This is a genomic window from Paenibacillus sp. ICGEB2008 (assembly GCF_000307675.1).
Lineage (GTDB): Bacteria > Bacillota > Bacilli > Paenibacillales > Paenibacillaceae > Paenibacillus > Paenibacillus polymyxa.
The window spans coordinates 49,572-73,224 of the sequence record NZ_AMQU01000002.1 but is presented as its reverse complement, the minus strand read 5'-3'; the positions used below and the strand labels follow the sequence as shown (position 1 = coordinate 73,224).

The 23,653-nt window shown below is 43.8% G+C and carries 22 protein-coding genes and 2 pseudogenes; 11 read left to right on the top strand and 13 right to left on the bottom strand.

The annotated features are described in order from the left end of the window. Positions 1-167: 167 nt before the first annotated feature. A complete protein-coding gene (locus C400_RS0100905; RefSeq protein ID WP_016820209.1) occupies positions 168-956 on the top strand; it encodes an AraC family transcriptional regulator in 789 nt (262 codons plus the stop codon). Between the two features lie 171 nt (positions 957-1,127). Here the strand turns inward: C400_RS0100905 and C400_RS0100900 are convergent, their stop codons facing one another. The 5 genes and pseudogenes from C400_RS0100900 to C400_RS0100880 form a co-directional block, all read right to left on the bottom strand. Then, complete coding sequence (locus C400_RS0100900) at positions 1,128-2,546, bottom strand: sucrose-specific PTS transporter subunit IIBC (protein WP_016820208.1); 1,419 nt, start codon at positions 2,544-2,546, stop codon at positions 1,128-1,130. A gap of 67 nt (positions 2,547-2,613) precedes the next feature. Further along, on the bottom strand, positions 2,614-4,089 hold the full coding sequence (locus C400_RS0100895) for a glycoside hydrolase family 32 protein (protein WP_017425669.1): 1,476 nt from the start codon (positions 4,087-4,089) through the stop codon (positions 2,614-2,616). 181 nt (positions 4,090-4,270) lie between these two features. Then, positions 4,271-5,293, bottom strand: coding sequence for a LacI family DNA-binding transcriptional regulator (locus C400_RS0100890; protein ID WP_017425668.1), 1,023 nt, complete (start codon positions 5,291-5,293; stop codon positions 4,271-4,273). A gap of 168 nt (positions 5,294-5,461) precedes the next feature. After that, positions 5,462-6,304 (bottom strand): aldo/keto reductase, encoded by an 843-nt coding sequence (locus C400_RS0100885; protein WP_017425667.1) that lies wholly within the window; start codon positions 6,302-6,304, stop codon positions 5,462-5,464. Between the two features lie 31 nt (positions 6,305-6,335). Continuing rightward, a pseudogene (locus C400_RS0100880) lies at positions 6,336-7,533 on the bottom strand (MFS transporter). Between the two features lie 140 nt (positions 7,534-7,673). Between C400_RS0100880 and C400_RS0100875 the strand changes: the two are divergent. Then, the gene (locus tag C400_RS0100875) at positions 7,674-8,039 is read left to right on the top strand and encodes a winged helix-turn-helix transcriptional regulator (RefSeq protein ID WP_013368959.1); all 366 of its coding nucleotides are present in this window, start codon (positions 7,674-7,676) and stop codon (positions 8,037-8,039) included. Positions 8,040-8,118: 79 nt separating this feature from the next. On the opposite strand, the gene adhP is transcribed toward C400_RS0100875, so the two are convergent. Then, positions 8,119-9,135, bottom strand: a complete 1,017-nt coding sequence (adhP, locus tag C400_RS0100870; protein WP_016820203.1) for an alcohol dehydrogenase AdhP — start codon at positions 9,133-9,135, stop codon at positions 8,119-8,121. A 241-nt stretch (positions 9,136-9,376) separates the two neighbouring features. Here adhP and C400_RS0100865 point away from each other — a divergent pair, with 241 nt between their 5' ends. After that, on the top strand, positions 9,377-10,213 hold the full coding sequence (locus tag C400_RS0100865; protein ID WP_017425666.1) for a carbonic anhydrase: 837 nt from the start codon (positions 9,377-9,379) through the stop codon (positions 10,211-10,213). A gap of 116 nt (positions 10,214-10,329) precedes the next feature. On the opposite strand, the gene C400_RS0100860 is transcribed toward C400_RS0100865, so the two are convergent. Next, on the bottom strand, positions 10,330-11,616 hold the full coding sequence (locus tag C400_RS0100860; protein WP_017425665.1) for a Gfo/Idh/MocA family protein: 1,287 nt from the start codon (positions 11,614-11,616) through the stop codon (positions 10,330-10,332). Positions 11,617-11,753: 137 nt separating this feature from the next. Here C400_RS0100860 and C400_RS0100855 point away from each other — a divergent pair, with 137 nt between their 5' ends. Continuing rightward, on the top strand, positions 11,754-12,590 hold the full coding sequence (locus C400_RS0100855) for a helix-turn-helix transcriptional regulator (RefSeq protein ID WP_017425664.1): 837 nt from the start codon (positions 11,754-11,756) through the stop codon (positions 12,588-12,590). Between the two features lie 10 nt (positions 12,591-12,600). Here the strand turns inward: C400_RS0100855 and C400_RS0100850 are convergent, their stop codons facing one another. The 4 genes and pseudogenes from C400_RS0100850 to C400_RS0100835 form a co-directional block, all read right to left on the bottom strand. Continuing rightward, complete coding sequence (locus C400_RS0100850) at positions 12,601-13,431, bottom strand: carbohydrate ABC transporter permease (RefSeq protein ID WP_017425663.1); 831 nt, start codon at positions 13,429-13,431, stop codon at positions 12,601-12,603. Then, on the bottom strand, positions 13,421-14,293 hold the full coding sequence (locus C400_RS0100845; protein WP_017425662.1) for a carbohydrate ABC transporter permease: 873 nt from the start codon (positions 14,291-14,293) through the stop codon (positions 13,421-13,423). The genes C400_RS0100850 and C400_RS0100845 overlap by 11 nt, the downstream gene beginning before the upstream one ends. A gap of 38 nt (positions 14,294-14,331) precedes the next feature. Continuing rightward, positions 14,332-15,630: an ABC transporter substrate-binding protein gene (locus tag C400_RS0100840; protein WP_017425661.1), complete on the bottom strand. Its 1,299-nt coding sequence runs from the start codon at positions 15,628-15,630 to the stop codon at positions 14,332-14,334. A 268-nt stretch (positions 15,631-15,898) separates the two neighbouring features. Next, a pseudogene (locus C400_RS0100835) lies at positions 15,899-16,455 on the bottom strand (GNAT family N-acetyltransferase). A gap of 353 nt (positions 16,456-16,808) precedes the next feature. On the opposite strand from C400_RS0100835, the gene C400_RS0100830 reads away from it, so the two are divergent. The 3 genes from C400_RS0100830 (at position 16,809) to C400_RS0100820 (ending at position 18,218) form a co-directional block, all read left to right on the top strand. Beyond that, entirely contained in the window at positions 16,809-17,141 is a 333-nt protein-coding gene (locus C400_RS0100830) for a hypothetical protein (RefSeq protein WP_017425660.1), read from the top strand. Then, entirely contained in the window at positions 17,093-17,308 is a 216-nt protein-coding gene (locus tag C400_RS0100825; protein WP_225164832.1) for a helix-turn-helix domain-containing protein, read from the top strand. The genes C400_RS0100830 and C400_RS0100825 overlap by 49 nt, the downstream gene beginning before the upstream one ends. Positions 17,309-17,753: 445 nt before the next feature. Next, the gene (locus tag C400_RS0100820; RefSeq protein ID WP_017425658.1) at positions 17,754-18,218 is read left to right on the top strand and encodes a hypothetical protein; all 465 of its coding nucleotides are present in this window, start codon (positions 17,754-17,756) and stop codon (positions 18,216-18,218) included. Positions 18,219-18,498: 280 nt separating this feature from the next. On the opposite strand, the gene C400_RS0100810 is transcribed toward C400_RS0100820, so the two are convergent. Further along, complete coding sequence (locus C400_RS0100810) at positions 18,499-18,720, bottom strand: hypothetical protein (protein WP_017425656.1); 222 nt, start codon at positions 18,718-18,720, stop codon at positions 18,499-18,501. Positions 18,721-19,974: 1,254 nt separating this feature from the next. Here C400_RS0100810 and C400_RS0100800 point away from each other — a divergent pair. From C400_RS0100800 to C400_RS0100790, 3 genes are all read left to right on the top strand, one after another. Further along, the gene (locus C400_RS0100800) at positions 19,975-20,307 is read left to right on the top strand and encodes a hypothetical protein (protein ID WP_017425654.1); all 333 of its coding nucleotides are present in this window, start codon (positions 19,975-19,977) and stop codon (positions 20,305-20,307) included. Beyond that, a complete protein-coding gene (locus C400_RS0100795) occupies positions 20,286-20,474 on the top strand; it encodes a hypothetical protein (protein ID WP_017425653.1) in 189 nt (62 codons plus the stop codon). The genes C400_RS0100800 and C400_RS0100795 overlap by 22 nt, the downstream gene beginning before the upstream one ends. Before the next feature lie 368 nt (positions 20,475-20,842). Then, complete coding sequence (locus C400_RS0100790; RefSeq protein WP_017425652.1) at positions 20,843-21,241, top strand: hypothetical protein; 399 nt, start codon at positions 20,843-20,845, stop codon at positions 21,239-21,241. A gap of 28 nt (positions 21,242-21,269) precedes the next feature. Here the strand turns inward: C400_RS0100790 and C400_RS0100785 are convergent, their stop codons facing one another. Then, positions 21,270-21,632, bottom strand: coding sequence for a hypothetical protein (locus C400_RS0100785; RefSeq protein ID WP_017425651.1), 363 nt, complete (start codon positions 21,630-21,632; stop codon positions 21,270-21,272). 1,017 nt (positions 21,633-22,649) lie between these two features. Between C400_RS0100785 and C400_RS0100780 the strand changes: the two genes are divergently transcribed. Next, positions 22,650-23,537 carry a copper amine oxidase N-terminal domain-containing protein gene (locus tag C400_RS0100780; RefSeq protein ID WP_017425650.1) on the top strand — a complete coding sequence of 296 codons (888 nt, stop codon included), beginning with the start codon at positions 22,650-22,652 and terminating at the stop codon, positions 23,535-23,537. The last annotated feature ends 116 nt before the right edge of the window (positions 23,538-23,653 follow it).

Below are 23,653 nucleotides of genomic sequence, written 5' to 3'. Positions count from 1 at the left end.
CCTCCTGAATGTCTTTACTGTATAACTTCTTCTCCACTTTGCTTCTCTATCTACATTAAACTTATATAGTCCTATTCTACCTGTACCCGTTCACCAAGACTATGAACTATAGTATGATGGATGTATTACAGTATGATGAATGTTGAAGACATTGGAGAGTGAGTTTTGTGATTACATTGACGGGTATACGGCAGGACAATGGCGTAGACTGGTATGAAAAGGCTGGTGCAAATACCGACAACGATGACTTGCTATTTATTTTGGTCACCTTTGGCAAATGTGTATATTGGGTGAACGATAGCAAGATCATTCTGGGCAAGGGTGAAGCACTGCTTTTACCCGCTCATCTGAATTACTATGGCAAGAGCATTCCTACGCTTTTCCATACCAAGTATGTGATACATTGCCGCAAAACATGTACGAACAGCACACTTCCCATACTGAATACAGACCAGCCGTTATGGATCAAGCCCGGATGCTACGATTTGCTGCATGAACGGATCAAATCGATGTATTATCAATGGACTGAACACCCAAGCTACTACGCCCTGATGGCTGACTGTCTGCTGACCGAAGCCATGATTTATATGAACCAGGAATGGGACAAAGGTACCGTTCCTCGCGATAAAGAACGGCATGTAGAACATATGAAACAGTACATTCAGAATCACTACAGGGAAAAGGTAACCAAAGAAGAGCTTGGTGATGCCATTCGCAAAACCCCCAATTATGCCGCGACACTGCTGCGTGAGGTTACAGGCCAAACGATCAGCGAGCATGTACATACGCAACGTATTAAAACCGCCATCTACATGTTGACGGAGTCGCGGCTAACGATTCGTGAAATTTCGGAGTATGTGGGCTATAGTGATGTGTCCTATTTTCATCGGATCTTCAAACGCTTAACAGGCTGTTCCCCGTCCGAGTTTCTGGATGAACGTTCCTCCATCGTCTAATCTGATAGCCTGAAGCAGAATTTCACAGATAAAAAAATGGCCGCTTCACATCGAATGCTGCTCTAGTTATCCTTTTTTTCATTAAGGGACAAGAGCGCTCCGTGTAAAAGCGACCATTATATTTATAGTTACACGCATGAATCTGCGTATATTGATGCTGACTGAATGATATTATTTGGAGGAACCCGCTGTTTTGACTTTGTCCAGCATTTTATCGTTAAAGCCAAACATCCAAGTCAGGACAAAGGATACTGCCATAGCAGCCAAGTTCGCCAAAATATAAAACGGAAGCTGATGGTTCATGTAGAGCAACGTACCTGGAATAACCGTAACCGCCATCCCTGTAGCCGCTAAATGCAAGACCGAAGCAATAAAACCACCAACCGCTCCGCCGATGAGACCCATGACAAAAGGCTTCATATATCTCAAGTTGACCCCGAAGATAGCCGGCTCTGTAATTCCTAGGAAAGCAGAGAACGAAGAAGGAAGCGCCAACGCTTTCAGCTTGCTGTCCTTCGTTTTCAGACCAACTGCCAGACAGGCAGCTCCCTGTGCAGCCATTGCGCAGGTAATAATAGCATTGAAGGCATTTACGCCGTTCTTTTCAAGCAGTTGAATCTCCAGAAAATTAAATATATGATGCACACCTGTAACGACGATAATCTGATGCAAAAAGCCGATGACGATCCCTGCAATACCGAAAGGCAAATCAAGTACAAATATGGTTCCGTGCAGCACCCATTCTTCAAGTGAATGGAAAACTGGACCGATAGCAAACAGTCCCAAAGTGATCATAATCAACAATGTTAAAAATGGTGTGAGAATCAGATCCAGTGCTTCAGGCACCCGTTTGCGCAGCGCCCGCTCCAGCTTGGCTCCGATCAAGCCCACGAAGAAGGCTGGTAATACCGAGCCTTGATAGCCCACCACAGGAATAAAACCGAACATCGTCAACGGATGGGCTGAGCCGTCCGCAACACTATACGCGTTAGGCAAAGCTGGGTTTACCAGCATCAGACCGAGAACGATACCCAGCACCGGACTGCCGCCGAATACTCTAAAGGCTGACCATGCGACTAAAGCAGGCAGAAAGGCAAAAGCCGTATCCGTTAATACCTGTGTATATAATAAAAAGTTAGGTGAAATATCCTGCGGCGTCATGCCGAGCAATGCGAGAATTTGCGGCTGAGTGAGCAAACCGCGCAGTCCCATGAACAACCCCGTAGCGACCAGCACTGGAATAATCGGTACAAACACGTCGCCAAAGGTGCGGATAGACCGCTGGAAGACGTTGCCCTCCTTTTTCGCCTGACTCTTCACCTCTTCTTTAGATGAACCCGTCACGCCAAGCTTTTCAACCTCATCAAAAATCCGATTTACCGTTCCTGTACCAAAAATAATTTGATATTGACCTGAATTGAAGAAAGCCCCCTTAACCTTGTCGATCTCCTCAACCTTTTTCTGATCAATTTTCTCTTTATCATGCACCATAATGCGCAGGCGCGTTGCACAGTGAGCAAACGAAGCGATATTTTCCTTTCCACCGATCGCCTCGATCACTTCTTTAGCTATCTCTCTGTTTTCCGCCATGATGTTCATCCCCTCGTTCATTCCGTTATGTTTGATGATTAACGATCCACTTGATGAATTAGCCTACTCATGTAAAATTCCATTTTACCGCTTGGAAGAGAGCCTCTCCCTTGTCGGCAAAAAAGCGTATTTCGTCACTCTCTGGGTGCGGAAAAATACGACTGGTGAACACTTCTTCCCCATCATTGACGAAAATCTCAACTGAAGATGTATCTACAAACAGATGAAGTTTAATATGATCCTTGTCCCATGCACACTGCCGTACTTCACCGTACGAAGTGGCTACAGGCTCACCCGATTGCGTACGATCCAATACAAGTTTACGGCTAACGGCATTATATTTAATCACCGTTTTCTCCGTCTCACTCGCACGGAATTCAATACCGAATGCCTTGGCATCCAAAAGATCTACTTCGCAGATCATCTCATAGGCAGTACCCTTAAATCCTTCGTAGGTTTTGCTCTCTGAGGACAACGTGTCAGCTACCCGATCCTCACTATTTCTACGCAGTGTGGTTAATTCGGGGATAGGTCGCTGCAAGAGTTTTCCCTCATGAAGCGTAAGTTCCCTCGGTAACGTCAGACAATGGGCCCATCCGTTCGGATCTGTCGGATATTCGATATCCGGCAGCCCCATCCAGGCCACCATAATACGACGCCCCTGCGGGTCAATCATCGTCTGTGGTGCATAGAAGTCGAAGCCCCGATCAAGCTCGTGGAATGCGCCGTGCTCCAGTGTTCTTGTCTCTGTATCCAGCAGTTTGCCGATGACGTAGCCCGATTGATAAATATTGTGGTTTTCATCCCCTGAAGGCTCCAAGCCCTGTGGAGAAAAGACCAACACACCCGCTCCATTCAGTTCAAAATAATCCGGGCATTCCCACATATATCCAAACGATTCCAGCCCCGTGCTCAGTTCTCCCTCGAACTGCCAAGTGTGAAGATCCGTTGAACGATAAAGGACAACGCAGCCTGTTGAATTCGTTCTCTGGGCACCAATCACACAATAGAAACTATCGCCGTCCTTCCACAGCTTGGGATCACGAAAATGATCTGTATAGCCTTCTGGTACATGGTCAATAACAGGATGCTCCCACTTGATAATGCGACCGCTCTCATCCATCACAGCCATGCATTGATAAGGATGTCTAATCCAGTTTTCGTCTCTTGTATTTCCTGTATACATCATGTATAACTTGTCCTCATGCTCTAGCGCGCTGCCGGAATAAGCCCCATGCGAGTCGAAATCGTCCCCAGGTGTGATGCCAATGCCTGCACTATGCCATGTGACCAAATCTTTGGATTTCAAATGATACCAATATTTCATCCCATGATCGGTTCCGAGCGGGAACCACTGATAAAATAAATGGTATTCACCTTGATAATATGAAAATCCATTCGGATCATTGAGTAAACCTGTCGGTGGCTGGATATGAAATGACTGTCGCCACTGACATTGCTCCACCTTTTTCTGCAAGCTCGCTATTTCACCGGGCTCTGCCTGCTCGATCAATCGATACTTTTGTTCTTTTGTCATTTTCATAGGTGTACCTCATTTTTTAAAAACTTAGATTTAGGGAACCGGTTCCAAATTAACGAAAAAATATTATAACGGAACCGGTTCCTATACGATTAAAAAAAATACTCATCCATGGAGTTGCAACCGATTCCAATTGTGCAAGAGTAAAATGGAACCGGTTTCGAAGAAATTATAATCCACTTGTTTAACGTTTGTCAACGCTTTCTCTTTCAATAAGGGAATAATCCATGACTGTCACTTGCTCTACCGTTTTATGTTCTACCAGCCGTACAATATTTTGTGCTGCTACACGTCCAGCCTCCATATACGGATATTGAACAGTTGTTAGCGCAGGGTGAATGACCTCCGTAATATCGTATCCCCCAAAGCCAGTGACCGACAAATCCGACGGAATGGTAATTCCTCTGGAATAAGCCGCGTTGATTACCCCAAGCGCGATATTATCCGTAGCGCACACCATCAACGATGGCTTGAATTGGTCTAAGATGGCAGATGCAGCAATCCGTGCATCGGACATTTTAAACCCGGTTTCATAGTACCTGATATCATATCCTGCGACTCGCATCGTCTCGTCCGTATAACACGTAGCAGGTAACGCATCGCGAACAGCCTGCCTAAAGCCCTCTTTGCGTTGCACACCGACAGCAACGTCCCTTTCAGTAACACCGACATAGGCAATTTCACGGTGGCCCTGTGACAGGACATATGCACCGATATCATATCCGGCACGATAATCATCATGGATAAGGCTATGGATCTGCTCATGTTGTTGGCCTACCAGCAATACCGGAATACTGATGTCTCGAATCGCGGTCAGGTGGTCGTCTGTAATTTGAGCAGCCAGCAGAATGATGCCTGAAATTTTTTGTCGTGCGAACTCATAGATCGCTTCGATTTCACGCTTTACATCCTGACTCGTATTAGAGATCAGCATCTGGTAATGCTGGGAACGCAGTTCCTCATCAATCCCCATTAACGTATGAGATGTCGCAAAGGAATCCAGCCGTGGCACGACGGTTCCGATAATGTTGGTTCGTTTTGCCTTCAAACTTTGGGCAAAGGTATTGGGCACATACCCCGTGGCCTTAACCACCTTTTCAATTTTACGCTTAGTGTCCAGGCTGACAGATCCGCCGTTCAAAAAACGGGATACGGTGCTCTTGGATACACCAGCCATTTGGGCTATATCTGCAATTGTCTTATTCATGAGGTCCCCCGGAGATTTTCATTTTCATAAGCGTCCAAAACTTCTCATTTCATATAATTCTATAATACCATATGGCAGGATTGGATTGCTGTAGCTCCAGATTCATCATGCACAAAAAAGCCGTCCCTTCCATGAAGAAGGAAACGGCGTTTTATGATGGACTGAATTTTAAAAATCAAAGTTGTCCGGATCTGGACCTACCCGAAGATTGGCATTTAACGCCTGAATTTGATCCATATCCTCACGCGTCAATTCAAAGTCAAAAATATCGGCATTTTCGACGATTCGATGCGCCTTGGTGGACTTGGGAATAGTGACGACTCCCTGCTGTACATCCCAGCGTAAAATCACTTGAGCCACCGATTTACCGTACTTGTTCGCTATGTCTTGCAGTACCGGATGATCGAGCAATTGACCCTGCATGAGCGGGGACCAGGCTTCCATTTGGATGTTGTTCTTTTGACAGAATTGCAGCAGCTCGGTTTGGGTTAGCTGCGGGTGAAACTCCACCTGATTGACCATTGGCTTGATTTCTGCATCCTGCATGAGATCTTCCAAATGGTGAATTTGGAAATTGCTGACTCCGATGGCCTTAATCCGTCCTTCTTTATACAAGGACTCCAAAGCTCTCCAGGCTTCTTTGTATTTGCCTTGAACCGGCCAATGAATCAGATATAGATCCAGATAGTCCAGCCCCAGCTTGTCTAGGCTTGCTTCATAAGCTGCTCGCGTCTCTTCATAGCCTAAATCTGCATTCCACACTTTGGACGTGACGAATAGTTCTTCTCTGGACAGATTATTCTCCGAGAGGGCTTCCTGAATAGCCTGTCCTACACTGTTTTCATTCGCATAGATTGCCGCTGTATCTATACTGCGGTAGCCATGCTTTACAGCAGCCTTCACAGCATTGACCAGCTCTGAACCTTCTTCTACTTTAAATACCCCGATGCCAAACCAAGGCATGCGAACTCCGTTGTGCAATGTTGTTGTGCTTTGTAGGTTTTGTGTCATTTTGTATCTTCCTCTCTATTTTTTAAAAGTTTTAGCCTACCAAGGCGGTTGTATCCCTTTTTTCGAGCATACGACTCCATGCTGTCAGTAGAACCGCAACAAAAACCATTACCCCACCGACCCAAGTCGTATGCATAAGCCCCAGTGAATCTGTCACAATTCCTCCCACATATGCTCCGATTGCGATTCCTGCATTAAAAGCCGCGATATTAACAGCAGAGGCGACATCGACCGCTTTGGGTGCAAAACGTTCGGCTAACATAACTACATACACCTGTAGACCAGGCACATTCATAAACGCAAGCAATCCCATAAAAAAAAATCGTCAACAGACCTGCCGTTTGAAATGGCACGGTAAACCACAGCAGAAACAGGATCACAGCTTGAATCAGAAACATGTAAAACAAAGCTGAAAGCGGTCTGCGGTTCGCAGCTTTTCCACCGATGACATTCCCGATAGCAATGGCGATTCCATACAATAAGAGAATGAATGTTACCGTATTTTCTCCAAAACCGGTTATGTCATGAAGTAATGGAGATAAATAAGTAAACACGACGAATGTGCCCCCATATCCCAAGGCAGTAATGATAAATGCAAGTAGCAAGCGACCATTCGTAACCAGTTTGACCTGCTCGCTGAAAGGGGTCTTGTTCCCTTTCCGAAGCGTAGAGGGCAGCAGGATCAGATTGGCAATGAGGGCCACAACACCGACGACCACAATAGCCATAAATGCAGCCCGCCAACCCCATTGCTGCCCCACGTAGGTGCCCAACGGCACTCCTGTAACGGTGGCAACGGTCAAGCCGGAGAACATAATCGAAATGGCACTCGCCCGCCGATCATCGGGAACAAGGTCGGCCGCGATGGTGGACCCGATGGACATGAACACTCCATGGGAGAACGCCGAGATGACACGTGCAATCAGCAGCAGGGTGATTCCACTAGAGACCGCAGCAAGGCTGTTGCCTGCTATAAACACAATCATGATCCACAGCAGTAGCGTTTTACGAGGAACACTCGATGTTAACGAGGTCAACACAGGTGCCCCAATGGTAACCCCTAATGCATACAGCGTTACAGTTAGTGCGGACATTGTTACGGATATGTGCAAGTCTTCAGCGATCAGGGGAAGCAATCCTACGCTGATGAACTCAGTGGTCCCAATGGCAAAGGCGCTTACGGCTAAAGCCAGTAATGGCCAGATACTTCGTTTGGATTCTGGCGACATGTTTTTCACTCCTATCTATAGTAATCTTCGACCAGCAGATGTTATTATGAGTTATTCAATCAATTATGAACAGTACGTACTTTTTAGTGATATAGGTACCAAAAAGTACCCTAGAGGCGACATACACGGAGGGATCGGCATTGGGAAAGAAAAAATACAATATCTCTGTTGAGGCGACATTAGAGGTGATCGGAGGAAAATGGAAGTGTGTGATTCTGTGTCATTTGACCCATGGAAAGATGCGAACAAGTGAATTAAAGCGCATGATGCCTTCCATAACACAAAAAATGCTGACTCAACAGCTTCGTGAATTAGAGGAAGACGGCATTGTCAATCGGATTAGTTATAATCAGGTTCCACCCAAAGTGGAGTACGAGCTTAGTGAATATGGATGTAGTTTGAAAAGCATTTTGGATTCACTTTGTGCCTGGGGAGAAAGACATATTATTAAAGAATACGGGGATAAATCTGCGGTTTTGGAGGATAACATTCTGAATAAGCTGTAAAGCAAAAAAAGCGTCTGCACTAGATCAGCAGGCGCTTTCTCTCTCTTACAATTCCAAGAGTTACGAATTGGACATCATTTTATTTGGTAAAATCAATGACCATACGTCCTTGGATTTTGCCATGCTCCATCTCTTCGAAGATCTCATTGATGTCTTCAAGCGGACGTTTTTGTACAAGAGGAACAACTTTACCTTCTGCAGCAAACTGGAACGCTTCTTTAAGGTCTTCACGAGTACCGACCAAAGAACCGATTACTTGAATGCCGTCCAGAACCAGACGCGGAATGTCCAGATCCATTTTATCGGTTGGAAGACCTACAGCTACGACACGCGCGCCAGCCTTCACAACGTCAATAGCTTGGTTGAAAGGTGTTTTGGCAACAGCAGTAACCACGGTTGCATCCAGACCAGCACCGTTCGTTAATTCCTTAGCTCGGGCGACTGGATCTTCTTTCATGCTGTTAACAATATAATCAGCACCAATTTTTTTGGCCAGTTCGAGTTTTTCATCACTGATGTCAAAGGCTACAACTTTAGCATTGAATACATTTTTAGCGTATTGCACAGCCAGGTTACCCAAGCCGCCGATACCGAAGATACCGATCCATTGTCCTGGTCTGATATCGCTTACTTTAACTGCTTTATATGTTGTAACCCCTGCGCAAGTTACACTACTTGCAGCGGCAGGATCAAGATTATCTGGTACTTTGACCGCATAGTCAGCTGTGACAATACATTGTTCTGCCATTGCACCGTCTACCGTGTATCCGGCATTTTTAACTTCACGACACAAAGTTTCCCGTCCAGTTAAACAATATTCGCAGTGACCGCAGCTTTCGAACATCCAGGCAATACTTACGCGATCGCCAATTTTAAGACTGGTCACTCCTTCACCTAATTCAATGACTTTCCCAATACCTTCATGTCCCAGAACTCTGCCTGTGACATCACCGAAATCTGCATTTTTTACGTGCAAATCTGTGTGGCAAACCCCACAATATTCAACTTGGACTAACGCTTCCCCATGTTTCAGGGAGCGCAAAGGTTTCTCTTCTACACTAACTTTCTTGTCTTTTGTAACAATTGCTGCTTTCATGTAGATCTCTCCTTTGAGTAGATATGGAATTATTTTGTAACGCACACCCCACTATTATAGTCACTTCCCCCAAAGAGGACAAACAAAATTTCACCACTCCATTATTCTTTCTACACCCCGGTAATAATAAGCAACCATTTCTACCTTTTTCCTAAGTCCTTGTACCCTTGCAGGAACTTTGTACAATAATTTACAATGTAAAAAGTTTCACATACTCTATTTGGAAGAAGGATAAAGAAACATGAAAAAACATTGGAGAGGTTGCTTGTTCAGCATATTTTCCATAATCTTGGCACTGTCGGTAACAGGATGTACATCACCCGCCACTTCTAGTCCTACTAGCGCATCATCGTCCTCAGCTAACAACGCTCATGCAGTTATTCAGAAAAGCCCGCACTGGTCCTACGAAGGGGATGAAGGACCGGAGCATTGGGGGGAGCTGGAAAAGGATTTTGTCGCTTGTGGTAACGGTCAGGAGCAATCTCCCATCAACATAGAGCATTCCCATCTGGAAGCTTCGCATACGCAGCAACCGCTGCAGGTTCATTATTCAACCACTAAAGTATCCATACTGAATAATGGACATACCGTCCAAGTCAATGCAGCTAGTCCCAGCAATAATATTGTCGTGGACGGCACTACATTCACCTTAAAGCAGTTCCATTTTCATCATCCAAGTGAACACCAAATAGACGGTAAAAATGCTGAAATGGAGCTTCATTTTGTTCATCAAAGCGACAACGGAAGCACAGCTGTCTTAGGGGTTCTTATACAAAGTGGCAAAGAAAACAAGGCCTTCAACCGCATTTGGTCCAAACTGCCGAAAGATATTTCCAAAGAAGCGGTTCTGAATGAGGATGTAAATCTCGCTGCGCTGCTGCCAAAAGACCTGCACTCCGTTCGCTACAATGGGTCGCTGACTACCCCACCATGCACAGAGCATGTGAATTGGACGGTATTGGAACAGCCTATTGAAATGTCCGCAGACCAAATCAATCAGTTTGCTGCCATTTTTCCCGATAACCATCGTCCTGTACAACAGCTAGGAACCCGTGAGCTGAAGACCGATAAACAATAAAATATAGTGCCCTAAGACATAAAGATATAAGGTGCATTTTAAATACAAACAGAAGCCTCCTCATTCATCTGATAGAGGGGCTTCTTGTTATTATAGTTGCTGTCTACTTACCATCGTTATAATCGCACCAGTTGCTCCACCTTCACCGGCAGACCTGTGCGCATAGAGCGGTTGGCAGCGATGCCTGTTAAAATGGACCATGCGCCATCAATATGGGAGGCCGCACGATGAAACCGATCCTCTGCCGGCTTATCGAAAATATCCCGCAGCATGACCGGATCTCCTCCGCCATGTCCCCCCACGCCTTCCTCTACTTCGACCTCGTAAGGTGCTGCAAAGTGAGGATAGATCGTGATAGTTTTCTCTTTTAGCGCCCCCTCATCTGCCTTGCTGCCACCGGAATTAACATAGGATTGCTCGGACACCCGAACTTCCATCCGTCCCTTGGTGCCGTTAAATACAATGATAAAGCCCTCCCATGGCATATAAGCGTTCAGTGAATAGTTCATTACCGTTTTATTCTGATACTTCACCATGACACTGAGCGTATCCTCAATACTGATATTGTCGCCAAATACGCTTTGGTCCCGCACATATCCATCCTCATGCTCCGCATCCAGATACATACTTTTTAGATGCTCGTTACGATCCAGATGTAAGGCAAAAGGGTCATTCTCCGCCGCCTTGCTGCCGTAAGCCCGTTGATAGAACTCCGTCACGCCACGCTGCTCCGCATTCTCCCGGCCGTAAAATTTCAAATCACCCAGCGCATACACCGTCTCCGGCTTCGAGCCAAGCCAGAAGTTCATCAGGTCAAAATGATGCGTTGATTTGTGCACCAACAGACCGCCGCTATTGCGCTTGTCCCGGTGCCAGCGGCGGAAATAATCCGCGCCATGCTGGGTATTCAGCAGCCATTCAAAATTGACTGATAAGATGTCACCCAGTGTCCCGTCCATGATAACCTCACGGATTTTCGTATTATGCGGGGCATAGCGATAGTTAAAGGTGACGCGCAGCTTCCGTCCCGTGCGTTCTATGGCATCCAGAATGTCTTGGCATTTATCCTCGTCCACCGTCATCGGCTTCTCGGAAATGACATCACAGCCCAGCTCCATCGCCCGGATAATATACCGATGATGCACCCGGTCAATGGTGGTGACGATGACGATATCCGGCTTCACCTCCGCGATCATCCGATCAAATTCGTGAGCTTTATAGGTTGGAATCAGCTGGTGCTCGTATTTCTCTTGCAACAGCCGATTGGCATAGTCCATTCTCGTCTGGTTGACGTCACAGAACGCGACCAGCTCTGATGTATCTTTGAAAACGGTAACAACTTCACCGTAAAAAAATTCAGCTCTTCCTCCGGTGCCCACAAGCGCATATTTGATTTTAGCCAATAGGTTCACACCCTTTACATGAATTACTTCTATTTTATAGTATAAGAAAGAGCGAAATCTTCGCTTTTATTGTGAATCGGTCCAAAAAGTATGCATATATTATCCTCATGAATATTTTCATAAAGGAGCACGTCGTTATGATCGCCACTCCCCATTTTGCTATCGAGCAAGCGCTTCGGACGGTGCCATTTAGCATGTCTGCCGACCATGTCCATCAAGCGCATGAAATCTATTATCTGCTGGCAGGAGAGCGTTACTACTACATTAATCAGCGTGTATACGCACTACAAAAGGGCGATCTGATCTGGATTAGCAAACATGATTTCCACCGTACGAGTAACAAAGGGAACGGCAGCCATGAGCGAATTTTGATCAACTTTGATGAAGCGTTTGTAGGCTCGTCCACGTCTGTCACTCCATCCGGCGATCAGAATCACCTGCTATTGCCTGAAAAAAGCTTTTTGCTTCGCCCCTCTGCAGCAGAACAACGCGAGTTGGAGCATCTGTTCCAGCAAATGCTGGATGAATACCATCAAGAGCATGCCTACCGATATATGTATCTTCAAAGCCTGCTGCTGCAGCTACTGATACGAATCCGCCGCATACAATCAGCGGCTCCTGAGACCATAGCGCCTGAGCGCAGCGAGAAGCAGCAGCGCGTGTACTCGGTGATTGAGTATCTGCATATCCACTATGCCGAGAAGCTATCGTTGGAGCAACTGGCAGGACACTTTTATATTAGCAGCACCTATCTGTGCCGCATTTTCAAGCAGACCACAGGTTTTACGTTGGTCGAGTATCTTCAGGATGTACGGGTCCAGCAGGCTCGGGCGTATTTGAAGGAAACAAACTGGAAAGTGACCGCCATTGCTGAAAAAACGGGCTTTGACAGCATTGCTCACTTTGGCCGTGTATTCAAGCATTTCACCGGGCGTACTCCATTACAGTATCGGAAAGTACATAAAAAGGAGTAGGGAAAAGCCCCTACCCCTTGATACCTGTTAAGGTAATCCCCTCAATAATTTGCTTTTGGGCGATGATGTAGACGATGAGCACCGGGACGACCGAAATAGTGGTGCCCGCCATCATCAGTGACCAATCGGCGGTATATAGTCCTTTGAAATTGTTGAGCAAAAGTGGAACTGTAAATTTCTCTGGTGTATTGAGATAGATCAGCGGATCAAGAAAGCTGTTCCAGGCACCCAAAAAAGTGAAAATCCCGATCGCCGCCAATGCCGGACGAATGAGTGGCAGAATGACACTCCAGTAAATGCGAATGTATCCCGCCCCGTCCATGACTGCTGCTTCCTCCAGATCGCGTGGAATTCCCATGACGAATTGACGGAGCAAAAACACCGCGAATGCATTAAACAAGGCTCCAGGTACAATCAGCGACCAATGCGTATCCAGCCAGCCGATACGATCCATCACCAAGTATAGCGGAATCATCGTTACCTGCTTAGGCACCATCATCGTAGCGAGGAACAAAATAAACAATATATCCGAACCCGGAAAACGGATTTTAGCAAAGGCATACGCTGCCATAGATGCGCTAATCAGCGTCGCTGTCACGATGATAAACGTAATGTAAAAGCTGTTCATGTACGCCTGCACGAAGGGCATGGCCTCCAGCGATGCCGGATAGTTGCTCCATACAAACGGATCGGGAATCCATTGTGGCGGAACGACAAAAATTTGAGAGATATCCTTTAAAGAACTGAGGATGGTCCATAGAAATGGAAAAAACATGATTAAAGAGCCGACAGCGAGCAGCACATGGCGCAGGAGCATCCTGCCTCTGCAACTAATCTCCATAGTGCACCCACCTCTTTTGCATTTTAAATTGCAGCAGTGTAAATATGAGAATAATCACGAACAAAATCATTGCCGCTGCCGCACTTTCTCCCATCGTGAAATCAATGAATGCCTGATCGTAAATGTGATACACAAGCGTATAGCTTGCTTTGGCTGGCCCGCCGTTTGTCATGACGAACGCCTGATCGAACACCTGAAAAGAGCTGATGACCATCATAATGGTGACAAAAAAGGTTGTTGGTGACAATAGCGGCAATGTGATATACCTTAGCTGCTGGAACTTACTGGCCCCGTCAATTTCGGCTGCCTCGTAATAGCTTTTAGAGATGCCCTGAAGTCCTGCCAAAAAAATGACCATGTTGTATCCCAGTCCCAGCCATATGCTAAGTAGAGCAATCGACGGGATCACCCAATGCGTATCGGTAAGCCACATCGGGCCTGCAATGCCAATCGCTCGCAGCAAGTGGTTTAAAATGCCGAATTCACCATTCAGTATCCACATCCAGATGACCCCCACCGATACCGAACTGGTTACGACAGGCATGAAAAAAAACAAGCGATAGATTTCCCTGCCCTTCACTTTGTTGAGTACGATGGCTACGAGCAGAGCCAACACAATCCCCACCGGAATGACCAGCACCATATAGTACACCGTATTAATGAGTGCCTTCCAAAAATCAGGATCAGATAATTGACCTTTAAAATTGTCCAAGCCGACAAACAAAGGCACCCCAAAACCATCCCAATTGACAAAGCTTAAGTAAAACGCATACAGCAAGGGCAGCAGTGAAAAACATAACAGACCAAGAAACTGGGGGCCAATAAATAGATAGCCCCACAGCGCTTGATGCTTTTTCTGCATCTTGTCACCTTCCTCCCTGGTCACGGCCCATCCCGTGTTTACTTGACCGCCTTGGATATGATCTGATTCAACTTTTCAATGGTTGTCGCAGCATCCTGCTTGTCCAGGAACATCAGGTCAATGGTTTCCGTGATATCGGAGTTCAACCCCGGCACCTGTGCATCATACGCCAATGCAGAACCATAAGCATGCCCTTTATCACGTCCCTCAGTCAGATAGCCCGAGTGCTCAATCGTCGCCTTTTTCATGATGCTCTCATCTGCGGCAGCAAGCGTACCCATGGCATTGCCACCTTCAACCAGCCGCGCCTCCTGCCCTTTCACAGAGACGTAGAAGGCTGCCAGCTTCATGGCCTCTTGCACATGCGGACTGTTTTTGTTGACAGCTACATATGCAACCGGGATGGCGACAGGCTCATTTTTACCAGTGTTGGAGGGCCAGTAGATATAATCAAAGTCGAGGCTTTTATTTTGACTAAACAAGGGCTCCAGCCATCTTCCTGCCGCCAGCATGCCGACCTGATTGGACATGAACATGGCATCTGCCCCCTGCCCTTTTGGGAGTGAGCCAAGGTATACCGCATTTCCCTTTTTCACCATATCGTACATAAAAGCGAACGCTTCCTTGCCCTTTTCATTGTGGTCCAGCACATACTTGCCTTGTTCATCAAAGATCCGGCCACCATTCGACCACACCCATGAATACCAGTGAGCCCACCAGTTTTCCGCAATATAGCCCTGCTTTCCGGCGGCCTTCAGCTTGGATGTAACCTCCTCAAAGGCGTCCCAGTTCCACTTGCCCTCATCATAGTATTCCTGCGGTGTTTTCACACCTGCTTCCTTAAATACCTTTTTGTTGTAGTACATGACCATCGGGTTTGAGTCAGGAGTGACCCCATAGATTTCCCCATCACGCTTGGCCGGACCCCATAATCCTTCCGGAAAATCCTCGGCCTTCACGTCACTTGCCTCACTTTTTAAAAATTCACCCAAAGGCTGCACCTGTTTTGCTCCGATCAAACGCGCAATCGTCGACTCATATGAATAAAAGACATCCGGTCCGCGACTTCCCTGTAGCTGTGTCAACAGCTTTTGCTCATATTGGTCTCCCGGTACTGGTACCAGCTTAACTTCGATATTCGGATTCTCTTTTTCAAATGCATCCAGTGCCCGCTGATACACCTTCACCTCCGCAGGGTTACCCCAAACCTGCATCGCAAGCCGCACCTTTTGTCCATCTGTATTCTCTATTTTGGGGGAAGTGCTGCATGCCGTTGCAAGTAAAAACAGAATGCTGAGGAAAAATCCAATTTTTATCCAACTCATGTAATTGTCCACCTTAACCGCCTCCTGTAGCTTCGCATGGTTGTATATCATCCTTTTTTTGAAGCGCTTACAAAACTTTCCCTATCATCATATGTAGAAGGAGAAAGCGCGATATCCCCATTTTCATTTTTATATAAATTTTTTTCTTTTGAGTGGCTCTGATATGACAGTAACCAAGAGAAAGACATCACGAGGACGTAAAGGTCTGCACAACAAAAAAAAGAAGAATGCAGATCACCTGCTTCCTTCTTTTGTATTCCTCCAATTATGATTCCGTTTTCTATGACTTTATTAGCATCTTTTCAAAAGTGTTATAGCCATTTGTTTCGCCTATATAAGTATAGCCACATTGTTGGTAAAAACCGCTAAGCTTGTCATTGCCCGCAATACAATCCAGACGGATTCGATCCTTGCCTGCGAAGCGGATACCTTGCTCAATCCACTGCATAAGCTCACGGCCCAGTCCCTTCCCCGTGTTATCGCGATCTACAACCAAACGATGCAGATACACAGAGGTACCTCCCTCGGAATTCATCCCGTCTAATCCCCACAATCTACAATCCCAAGCACTGGCTGCTGCTGTAAGATCACTGCGCCTGCCAAGCGATGATCGTCTGAGGTTCGGAAAATAACCACTTCTCCGCGTGAAATAGCACCACCCAGATTGTGATCATCTTCTCCTTTTAGTAATTTGCCCCATTGCGTGGAACCCTTGCTGTGCAGCCATCTGGCCGTCTTTAAAATTAACTCCTGAATCTCAGCCTGATCTTCATTACTTGCCTGATAAGCCACTAATCCTGGTTTGACGGATGGATCGACAATCGTCATTGATGTCATGCTGCACCTCAACTCTATTTTTTTATGTATAAAATATAGCATAAAAAAAATAGAGTTTGACTTCATCTGTTCTTTTTTGCAACAGCGGTTCCTTCCGCTTGCCGGAAATGATTCTTTTTGCTCCTGCTCATCAGCCATACCAGCATACACTTGATCTTCTAGTAGTAGCTTTCCCATATCGCCCAAGCCCTTTACAGAATTTCAATGGTTTCTACACTGAAATTTCAAATAGTCTCAAAATAATATTATATTCGCTAAAAAAAGAATATTACTTCTATAAATTGGTTGTTATATTGATTTTGAGAACTCCTACCTTATATGTACGTATATGAATAAAAGGGAGGAAATTTCAGATGGGTGCTATCGAAGATTACCGAAGCGAGCTTTATAGAATTGCTTGGAGAATGCAGTATCGTACAAAACGCAATCGGAAACGTGAAATTTCTTTAGAATCCAAGCCTAATCTCTTTCAAACCTCGTTTTCGGAAGAGTCTGATAACAAAATAATGATGCAATCATATATTAATAGATTAAGGTCTGAGACAGGTAAAAAAGTCATCTATGAAATTTACATAAACGATAAAGCAGAAGGCCAAGTTGCCAAGGAACTCCATATTACACAACAGGCGGTGAACAAATGGAAAAAGAAGGCGCTTCACGATTTATGTCAGATGATGAGTTTATGAAATTAGTAGAACTCGCTCAAACCAAATCTGATGTAGAGGCTATGAATGCAATTTTCCAATATTTCGATCCAGATATTAAACGATTAAGTAAATTTATCCGGATGCCAAAAGAGGATGCCATCCAGACCATGAAAACTGAACTTCTAGAGTTCATCATGAAAAAATAATGTGTCCTTGGCGATAAGCTGCTTGTGGTTACTCTACCAGAGGCAGCTTATTTAGCTTTTGCTGTAGTCAAGTTGAAAAGGACTCCTCAACTCTTCTCACATCTTGAACATAATACAGGATAAATTAAAGATTTATCCCAGCACCTATTCTAGCTAGAGGGGCTATTCAAATTCAGAGGGGAATTTTCCTAATCTAGAAAAAATTCATATTCGGTTGTGTAGTTACAGCCCCCAACTCCTATATAAGTGTAGGGGATAATCGAGCAAAGTACATGAATTAAAAAATTTATGTACTTTGCAATTTTCATGATTTGGTTGTAATTTACAGCCTTAAATCACCTACATAAGTGAGAGGGAATTGAAGACTAGCATCAAAGAATGTGGAGCCATTTAGATGGTAGCGACTCCATCAATTCCTCACAAAAAATCAGGAGGGTGATATATTATGGCAAGATCACGAGAGTATGCAGCAACAGTAACGGCAAGTCCGTATCAATTACTAAAAATGAGTGAAGCACAACGTGTCGCATTAGAGAGCGGGAATTTCAGAGGTGGTTCTGCCAACACAGCTGCAATCGTAGCAGGGCTGACAGGAATAACAGCTACGGTTCTGGGGCTGGTCTTCGTTGCAAGCACACCAGTAGGGGTAGCAATGGGAATTGCTTCCCTCGCCTCTACGCTATTTGCCTCAGGCACGGGTTCGACAGTCGAAAATGTCATTAGCAACGGTATTGCGGGCATTGATAAAATCAACAATCAAATTGCCCTTTACGGTGGAAGATACGATCTTTATCAGATTAAATTCCCGTTCCTTGAGTACACTCTACAAGACGGTACCGTTATCCGTTTTATTTCGGGTAATGGCGTTGTGCAAAAAGCACACTCCGGAAATGGATGGGAAGTTTTCTAAGAATGATTCCCAAATAACTGAGAAAAAGGTCGGTTGAGTTTGACAACCGACCTTTTTTATACAAACTAACTACTCCTTCTGGAAAGGTTTATCGATTGAATTTTTGAACGAATGGTAGTCGAATTCGTTTGTTATCATATATTCCTGCCTATTATTTTTTTCCTGATCAAAGATAGATACTAACTTATTATTCTTAAATGTAATTTCATACTTCGATGTTGAATCCTGATTGCTTTTCGGGCGGATGATAATAGTATAGTAAAAAGGAACTTTATCCCCGTTATTCATTCCGTTTGTTTTTTTTAAGCTCAATGCCAGATAATTGATCCAATATTGTTTTAACTCCACTCTTTTCCATCACATGCACGTTATAATCGGTTGGTTCATTAGTAATTTTAGTGTGCGTTCTTATGATCTGAAGGTAGACATTATCCATATCGACCTGATCTAACACAGCTTTTTGAATAGAGGTCTTTAAATTCAAAAAAATAATAAGTGCCATAAATGCCCCATGCTAGTACTAAAACAATAACAACTGCAATCTTAATAGTTCGATTCTTCATCAATTCACTTCCTTATTTTTTAGTATGATCTCTTTAAAAATATAGCTACTGTAAACGAGGAAATAGGATTCACCGATTAGAAAAAGCAACTTATGTATCCATGTTTCTTGTGACATAATTAAAAATAGGATAATTCCCAATGAGATCATAACCATAATCACTTCTACAATCGTATCGGTTACATTACTGCTCCTATGCTTAATTTGGTATTTTTCGTACAACATCCGACCAATCAAACGGATGGCGTATATACCCATCAACCAATCATAAATATAATGGGGTGGATTATTATATACAATTCGCACTGTTAGGGTAGCCAAGAAAATTATCAAAATAAGAAAATTGGATTCTTCAGCTTCGTCAGCATAGTTCTCTCATCTCAATCCATTTACAATTATTATACATTATCTATTTGATATTTTCATAAAAATAAACATACTTCGCAAAAGAAGGTAATTTTTCGCAATAAAAGGGTGTTTCTGAATCATTCCAGGAGCACCCTTTTTTTATGAGCCGGTTGCAACCCTAAAGGCTGGTTAAAACCAGCCGGGGTATCTGTAGCAAGTAGAATGGCTGATCGGTAGGTAAGGGAGTGAGCCAAGACAAGAGCGGGGAGGCTGGCTCATGCTACTGCTCTAAGGCGGGAAGAGAGTCCATCTAAGAGCCAGTATATACCGCTGGGGCGCTATTCACGCCGATAACTAGAGCGCCTAAGCCGGGAGAGAGCACCCCGACCAAGGCGCTCTACGTTCCTGTCGTTCGTCTTACGCAGCCCACAGAGCGTAAGAGCTGTGGGCTGAATCAAAGAGGGCATGCATACATCATGAGACGCTACGCCGGAGCTTCGTTAATCAACATTGTATGCATGCAAAGAGCAGCACCATGATTCCGCTGCACTCCATCGTCGTGCCCCTGTAAAAGGCTAAATCCCTAGGAATTTTGAAGAGAAGTAAGGAGGTTCTTGAAGAAATCTAGGAACATGACTTGCTTCGCTGCAAGATATTTTCCCTGGTGTTCACTTATCACAGCCTACAAGAGCAAAAAGGAGATTTTCGATAATGTTACAATAACAGCAAACAAAATATATTTTTTTACAAAGAAGGAATCTTCATTCTATTTAACGGTTGTTAAATAGAATTTGATAACTCCCTCCCTTATATACACGTATATGAACATAAGGGAGGTAAATTTCGTTGGGAGCCATTGAACATTATAGACGCGAACTTTATAGAATTGCTTGGCGAATGCAGTATCGGGAAAAACGTGATCGCAAACGTGAAGTTTCTATGGAATGCAGTCCTGACCTCTTCCAACTCTCTTTTTCGGAAGAATCTGATAATAAAGTGATGTTACAATCTTATATTAATAAATTAGAGTGTGAAACAAGCAAAAAGGTCATCTATGAAATTTACATAAACGACAAAACAGAGGCCCAGGTAGCCAGAGAACTCAAAATCACTCAACAGGCGGTGAACAAATGGAAGAAAAAGGCTCTTTGCGAATTATGTCAGATGATGAGTTTATAAAGTTAGTAAAACTTGCCCAAACCCAATCCGATGTAGAGGCCATGAATGCAATCTTTCAATATTTCGATCAAGATATTAAACGATTAAGCAAACTTTTACGTATGCCAAAAGTGGATGCTACTCAGAGTATGAAAACCCAACTTCTTAAACTAATCATGAAAAAATAAGAAATCCTTTATCGAAAGCTGTTTCTGGAACCTACCGGAAGCAGCTTATTTCGTTTTTGCTTCGACATTCTTCAGCATGGGCTAAACAGTTCAAAAGGCATTTTCTTTGATCAGAAAAAAATTCATTGTGCGGTTGTGTAGTTACACTCCCCAACTCCTATATAAGTGTAGGGGATAAATCGGGCAAAGTACATGAATCTCAAAAGGTTATGTCTTCGCAGTTTCCGCAATTTGGTTGTAATTTACAGCCTTAAATCACCTACATAAGTGAAAGGGAATTGAAGACTGATATCAAATAAATGTGGAGCCATTTAGATGTCAGCGACTCCATCAATTCTCGTCTAAAAAAAATTTGGAGGTAGCTAAATATGGCACAAGTTCATTCTCAACACACACAATATCTTTCAAAAGATCAATTAAAGGAAATGGTCGAACAATATACTGGAAAATCGGCTTCTTCATTAGGATGGGCAATCGGTTCATTTGGAATTAAAATGTGTGCTAAAGCTATTCAGGCAAAACTTCCGCCTGTGGTCTATGCATGGATTGGGGCTATTACTACAGTTGTAGCTGGTGCAGCCCTTCTTCGTGATATCAGTACCTATACTGAAAGACAGGATTTTGTAGGCCTGCTGCAAAATCTTATCGACAATCCTAGACAGTTCAACAGATTCAAAGTAGTGTCAACAATTTGGATGGAATGGCATGAAGGCCCGACAATGGGATACTACACTTACTATACGACAGTTTCCTATGATGTAGCCTAAGAAGTAACACACAAAAAGAGAGGGTGGATCAATTCCACCCTTTTTTTATGATTTCTTTAGAATTTATGCCGATGTGAATGAGGAAATATGATTCTGCTATGAGAAAAAGCGACTTATGCCACCATGTTTCTTGTGACATAAATAAAAATAGGATAATTCCGAGTGAGATCATAAGCATAATCAGTTCTACAATCGTGTCGGTTATAATACTGGTTCTATGACTGTTCTGATACTTTTCGTACATCGTTCGACCAATCAAACGAACGGCGTATGCACCCATCAACCAATCATAAATATAGTCGGGCGGATTATTATATACAATTCGCACCGTGAAGGTAGCCAAGAAAATCATCAAAATAAGAAAAATGGGATTCTTCAGCTTCGTCAGCATAGTTCTCTCCTCTCACTCCATTTACAATTATTATACATTATCCGTTTAGAATTTTCATAAAATAAACATACTTCTCAAAAGAAGGTAATTTGTCACGATAAAGGGGTGTTTCTGGATCAATCCAGGAACACCCCTTTTTTTATGAGCCGTTTGAAACCCTAAAGGCTGGTTTTAACCGGCCGGGGTATCTATAGCAAATAGGCTCGCTGATCGGCAAGTAAGGGAGCGAGCAGGGAAGCTGGCTCATGCTAGTGACTCTAAACGCCCGCTTAAGAGTCAGTACGCACCGCTGGTCCGTTATTCACGCCGATAATTAGAGACGCTTAGGCCGGGCGAGAACACCCCGGCCAAAACGCTTTACGTTCCTGTCGTTCATTTCACGCAGCCCAGGGAGCGTAAGAGCCGTGGGCGGAATCAAAGATGGCAAGCACACATCATGAACCGCTACGCTAATCATCATGTATGCATGCACAGGGCAGTACCATGATTCCGCTGCGTTCCATCATTGTGCTATGGAAGTAGAGGCGAAGAAGAAGGGATGTTCATTCTATTTAACGGTTGTTAACTAAATTGATAACTCCCTCCCCTATGTACACGTATGAACATAAGGGCGGTAAATTTCGTTAGAAGTTATTGAACAGTATAGACGCTAACTTTATAGAATTGCTTAGCGAATATGGTATTGGGAAAGACGTGATCACAAACGTGAAATTTCTATGGAATGCAGTCCTAACCTCTTCCAGCCCTCTTTTGCGGAAGAATCTGATAACAAAGTGATGTTACAATCTTATATTAATAAATTAGAGTGTGAAGCAAGATTTCCGGAACTGCACTGGTTTAAGGGAAAATCAGGAATAAAGTAAGCCTGTCAGATACTAAAACAAGGATCTACAACAGTAAGAAGAGTCACGGAATTTGATTCATATAATCCATTTTATGTTATAATCATTAAATGGAGGCAACATTTATCTTTTTTATCCATCTATAACAACAAATACATTTTTGGAGGTAAAAAGAATGAATTTCATCTCAAAAATTGCATGTATTTCTGTTTTGAGTCTTACTTTAAGTGCGGGAGCAGTATGGGCTTCTTCGGTACATATTATCGTAAATAATTTGAATATCCCCTCTGATGATGTTTATCAATCTCACGGCACTACGATGGTCCCGTTAAATGCTGTTCAAAGTTTACCCGAGGTATCCATTACATGGAATAATACTACTAAAACAGTGATAATAGATCGTAGTGGTAAAAAAACAATTTTGAAAGTTGGACAAAAAAATATAACCATTGGTTCAAAAAAAATTACATTGCCTGTTGCTCCAACTTTAAGAAACGGACGAGTTATGGTGCCTCTGCGATTTATAGCCGATTCATCCGGTGCGTATGTCTCCTGGAATCAAAAATCTCAAACGGCATATGTAGCAAAGGCAAGCAATGAAATAAAAAAGAAATATACATCTGATAAGCTTAATGTATCCAGAGGAGCAGTAATCAAACTCCCTAAAATTAGCAATTTAAAAGAATTTACCCCCAAAGGGTACGAAAATCTAAACACAGACTATTATTTTCCTGAAGGTAAATCAGATTCGTTTTTCATTCAGGAAATGGATGTAATCTCTTTCTATAAAGCTAGCAACGATCATGTTGAATTAATATGGACGGCACGCTTTGACTCAACAAAAAAAGAAAGCAATGGTCTATCTTTTTTGCCATATAAGTTATTAGAACAAGATGGTCTGAGACCTACGATTCAAAATCGAGTAGCCCATTTTAACTTTATGTCCGCCATTGGAGAAATCAGTTACAGTGTCATTGACAATAATGGGAAGGAAATAACCCAGGGACAAAAACTAGTTGATCCAACAAATTTCTTCATTGATATCCCAGGCGAACAAAAATAAACCAAAAAAAGGCTATGTCTTTCTAAATTATTGCGCATAGACATTATGAATAACGTAGTGCTTCAATCCACACACCTTCTAAATCGGGGTCTTCTGTCCGCAGATAGGTAAGCGCG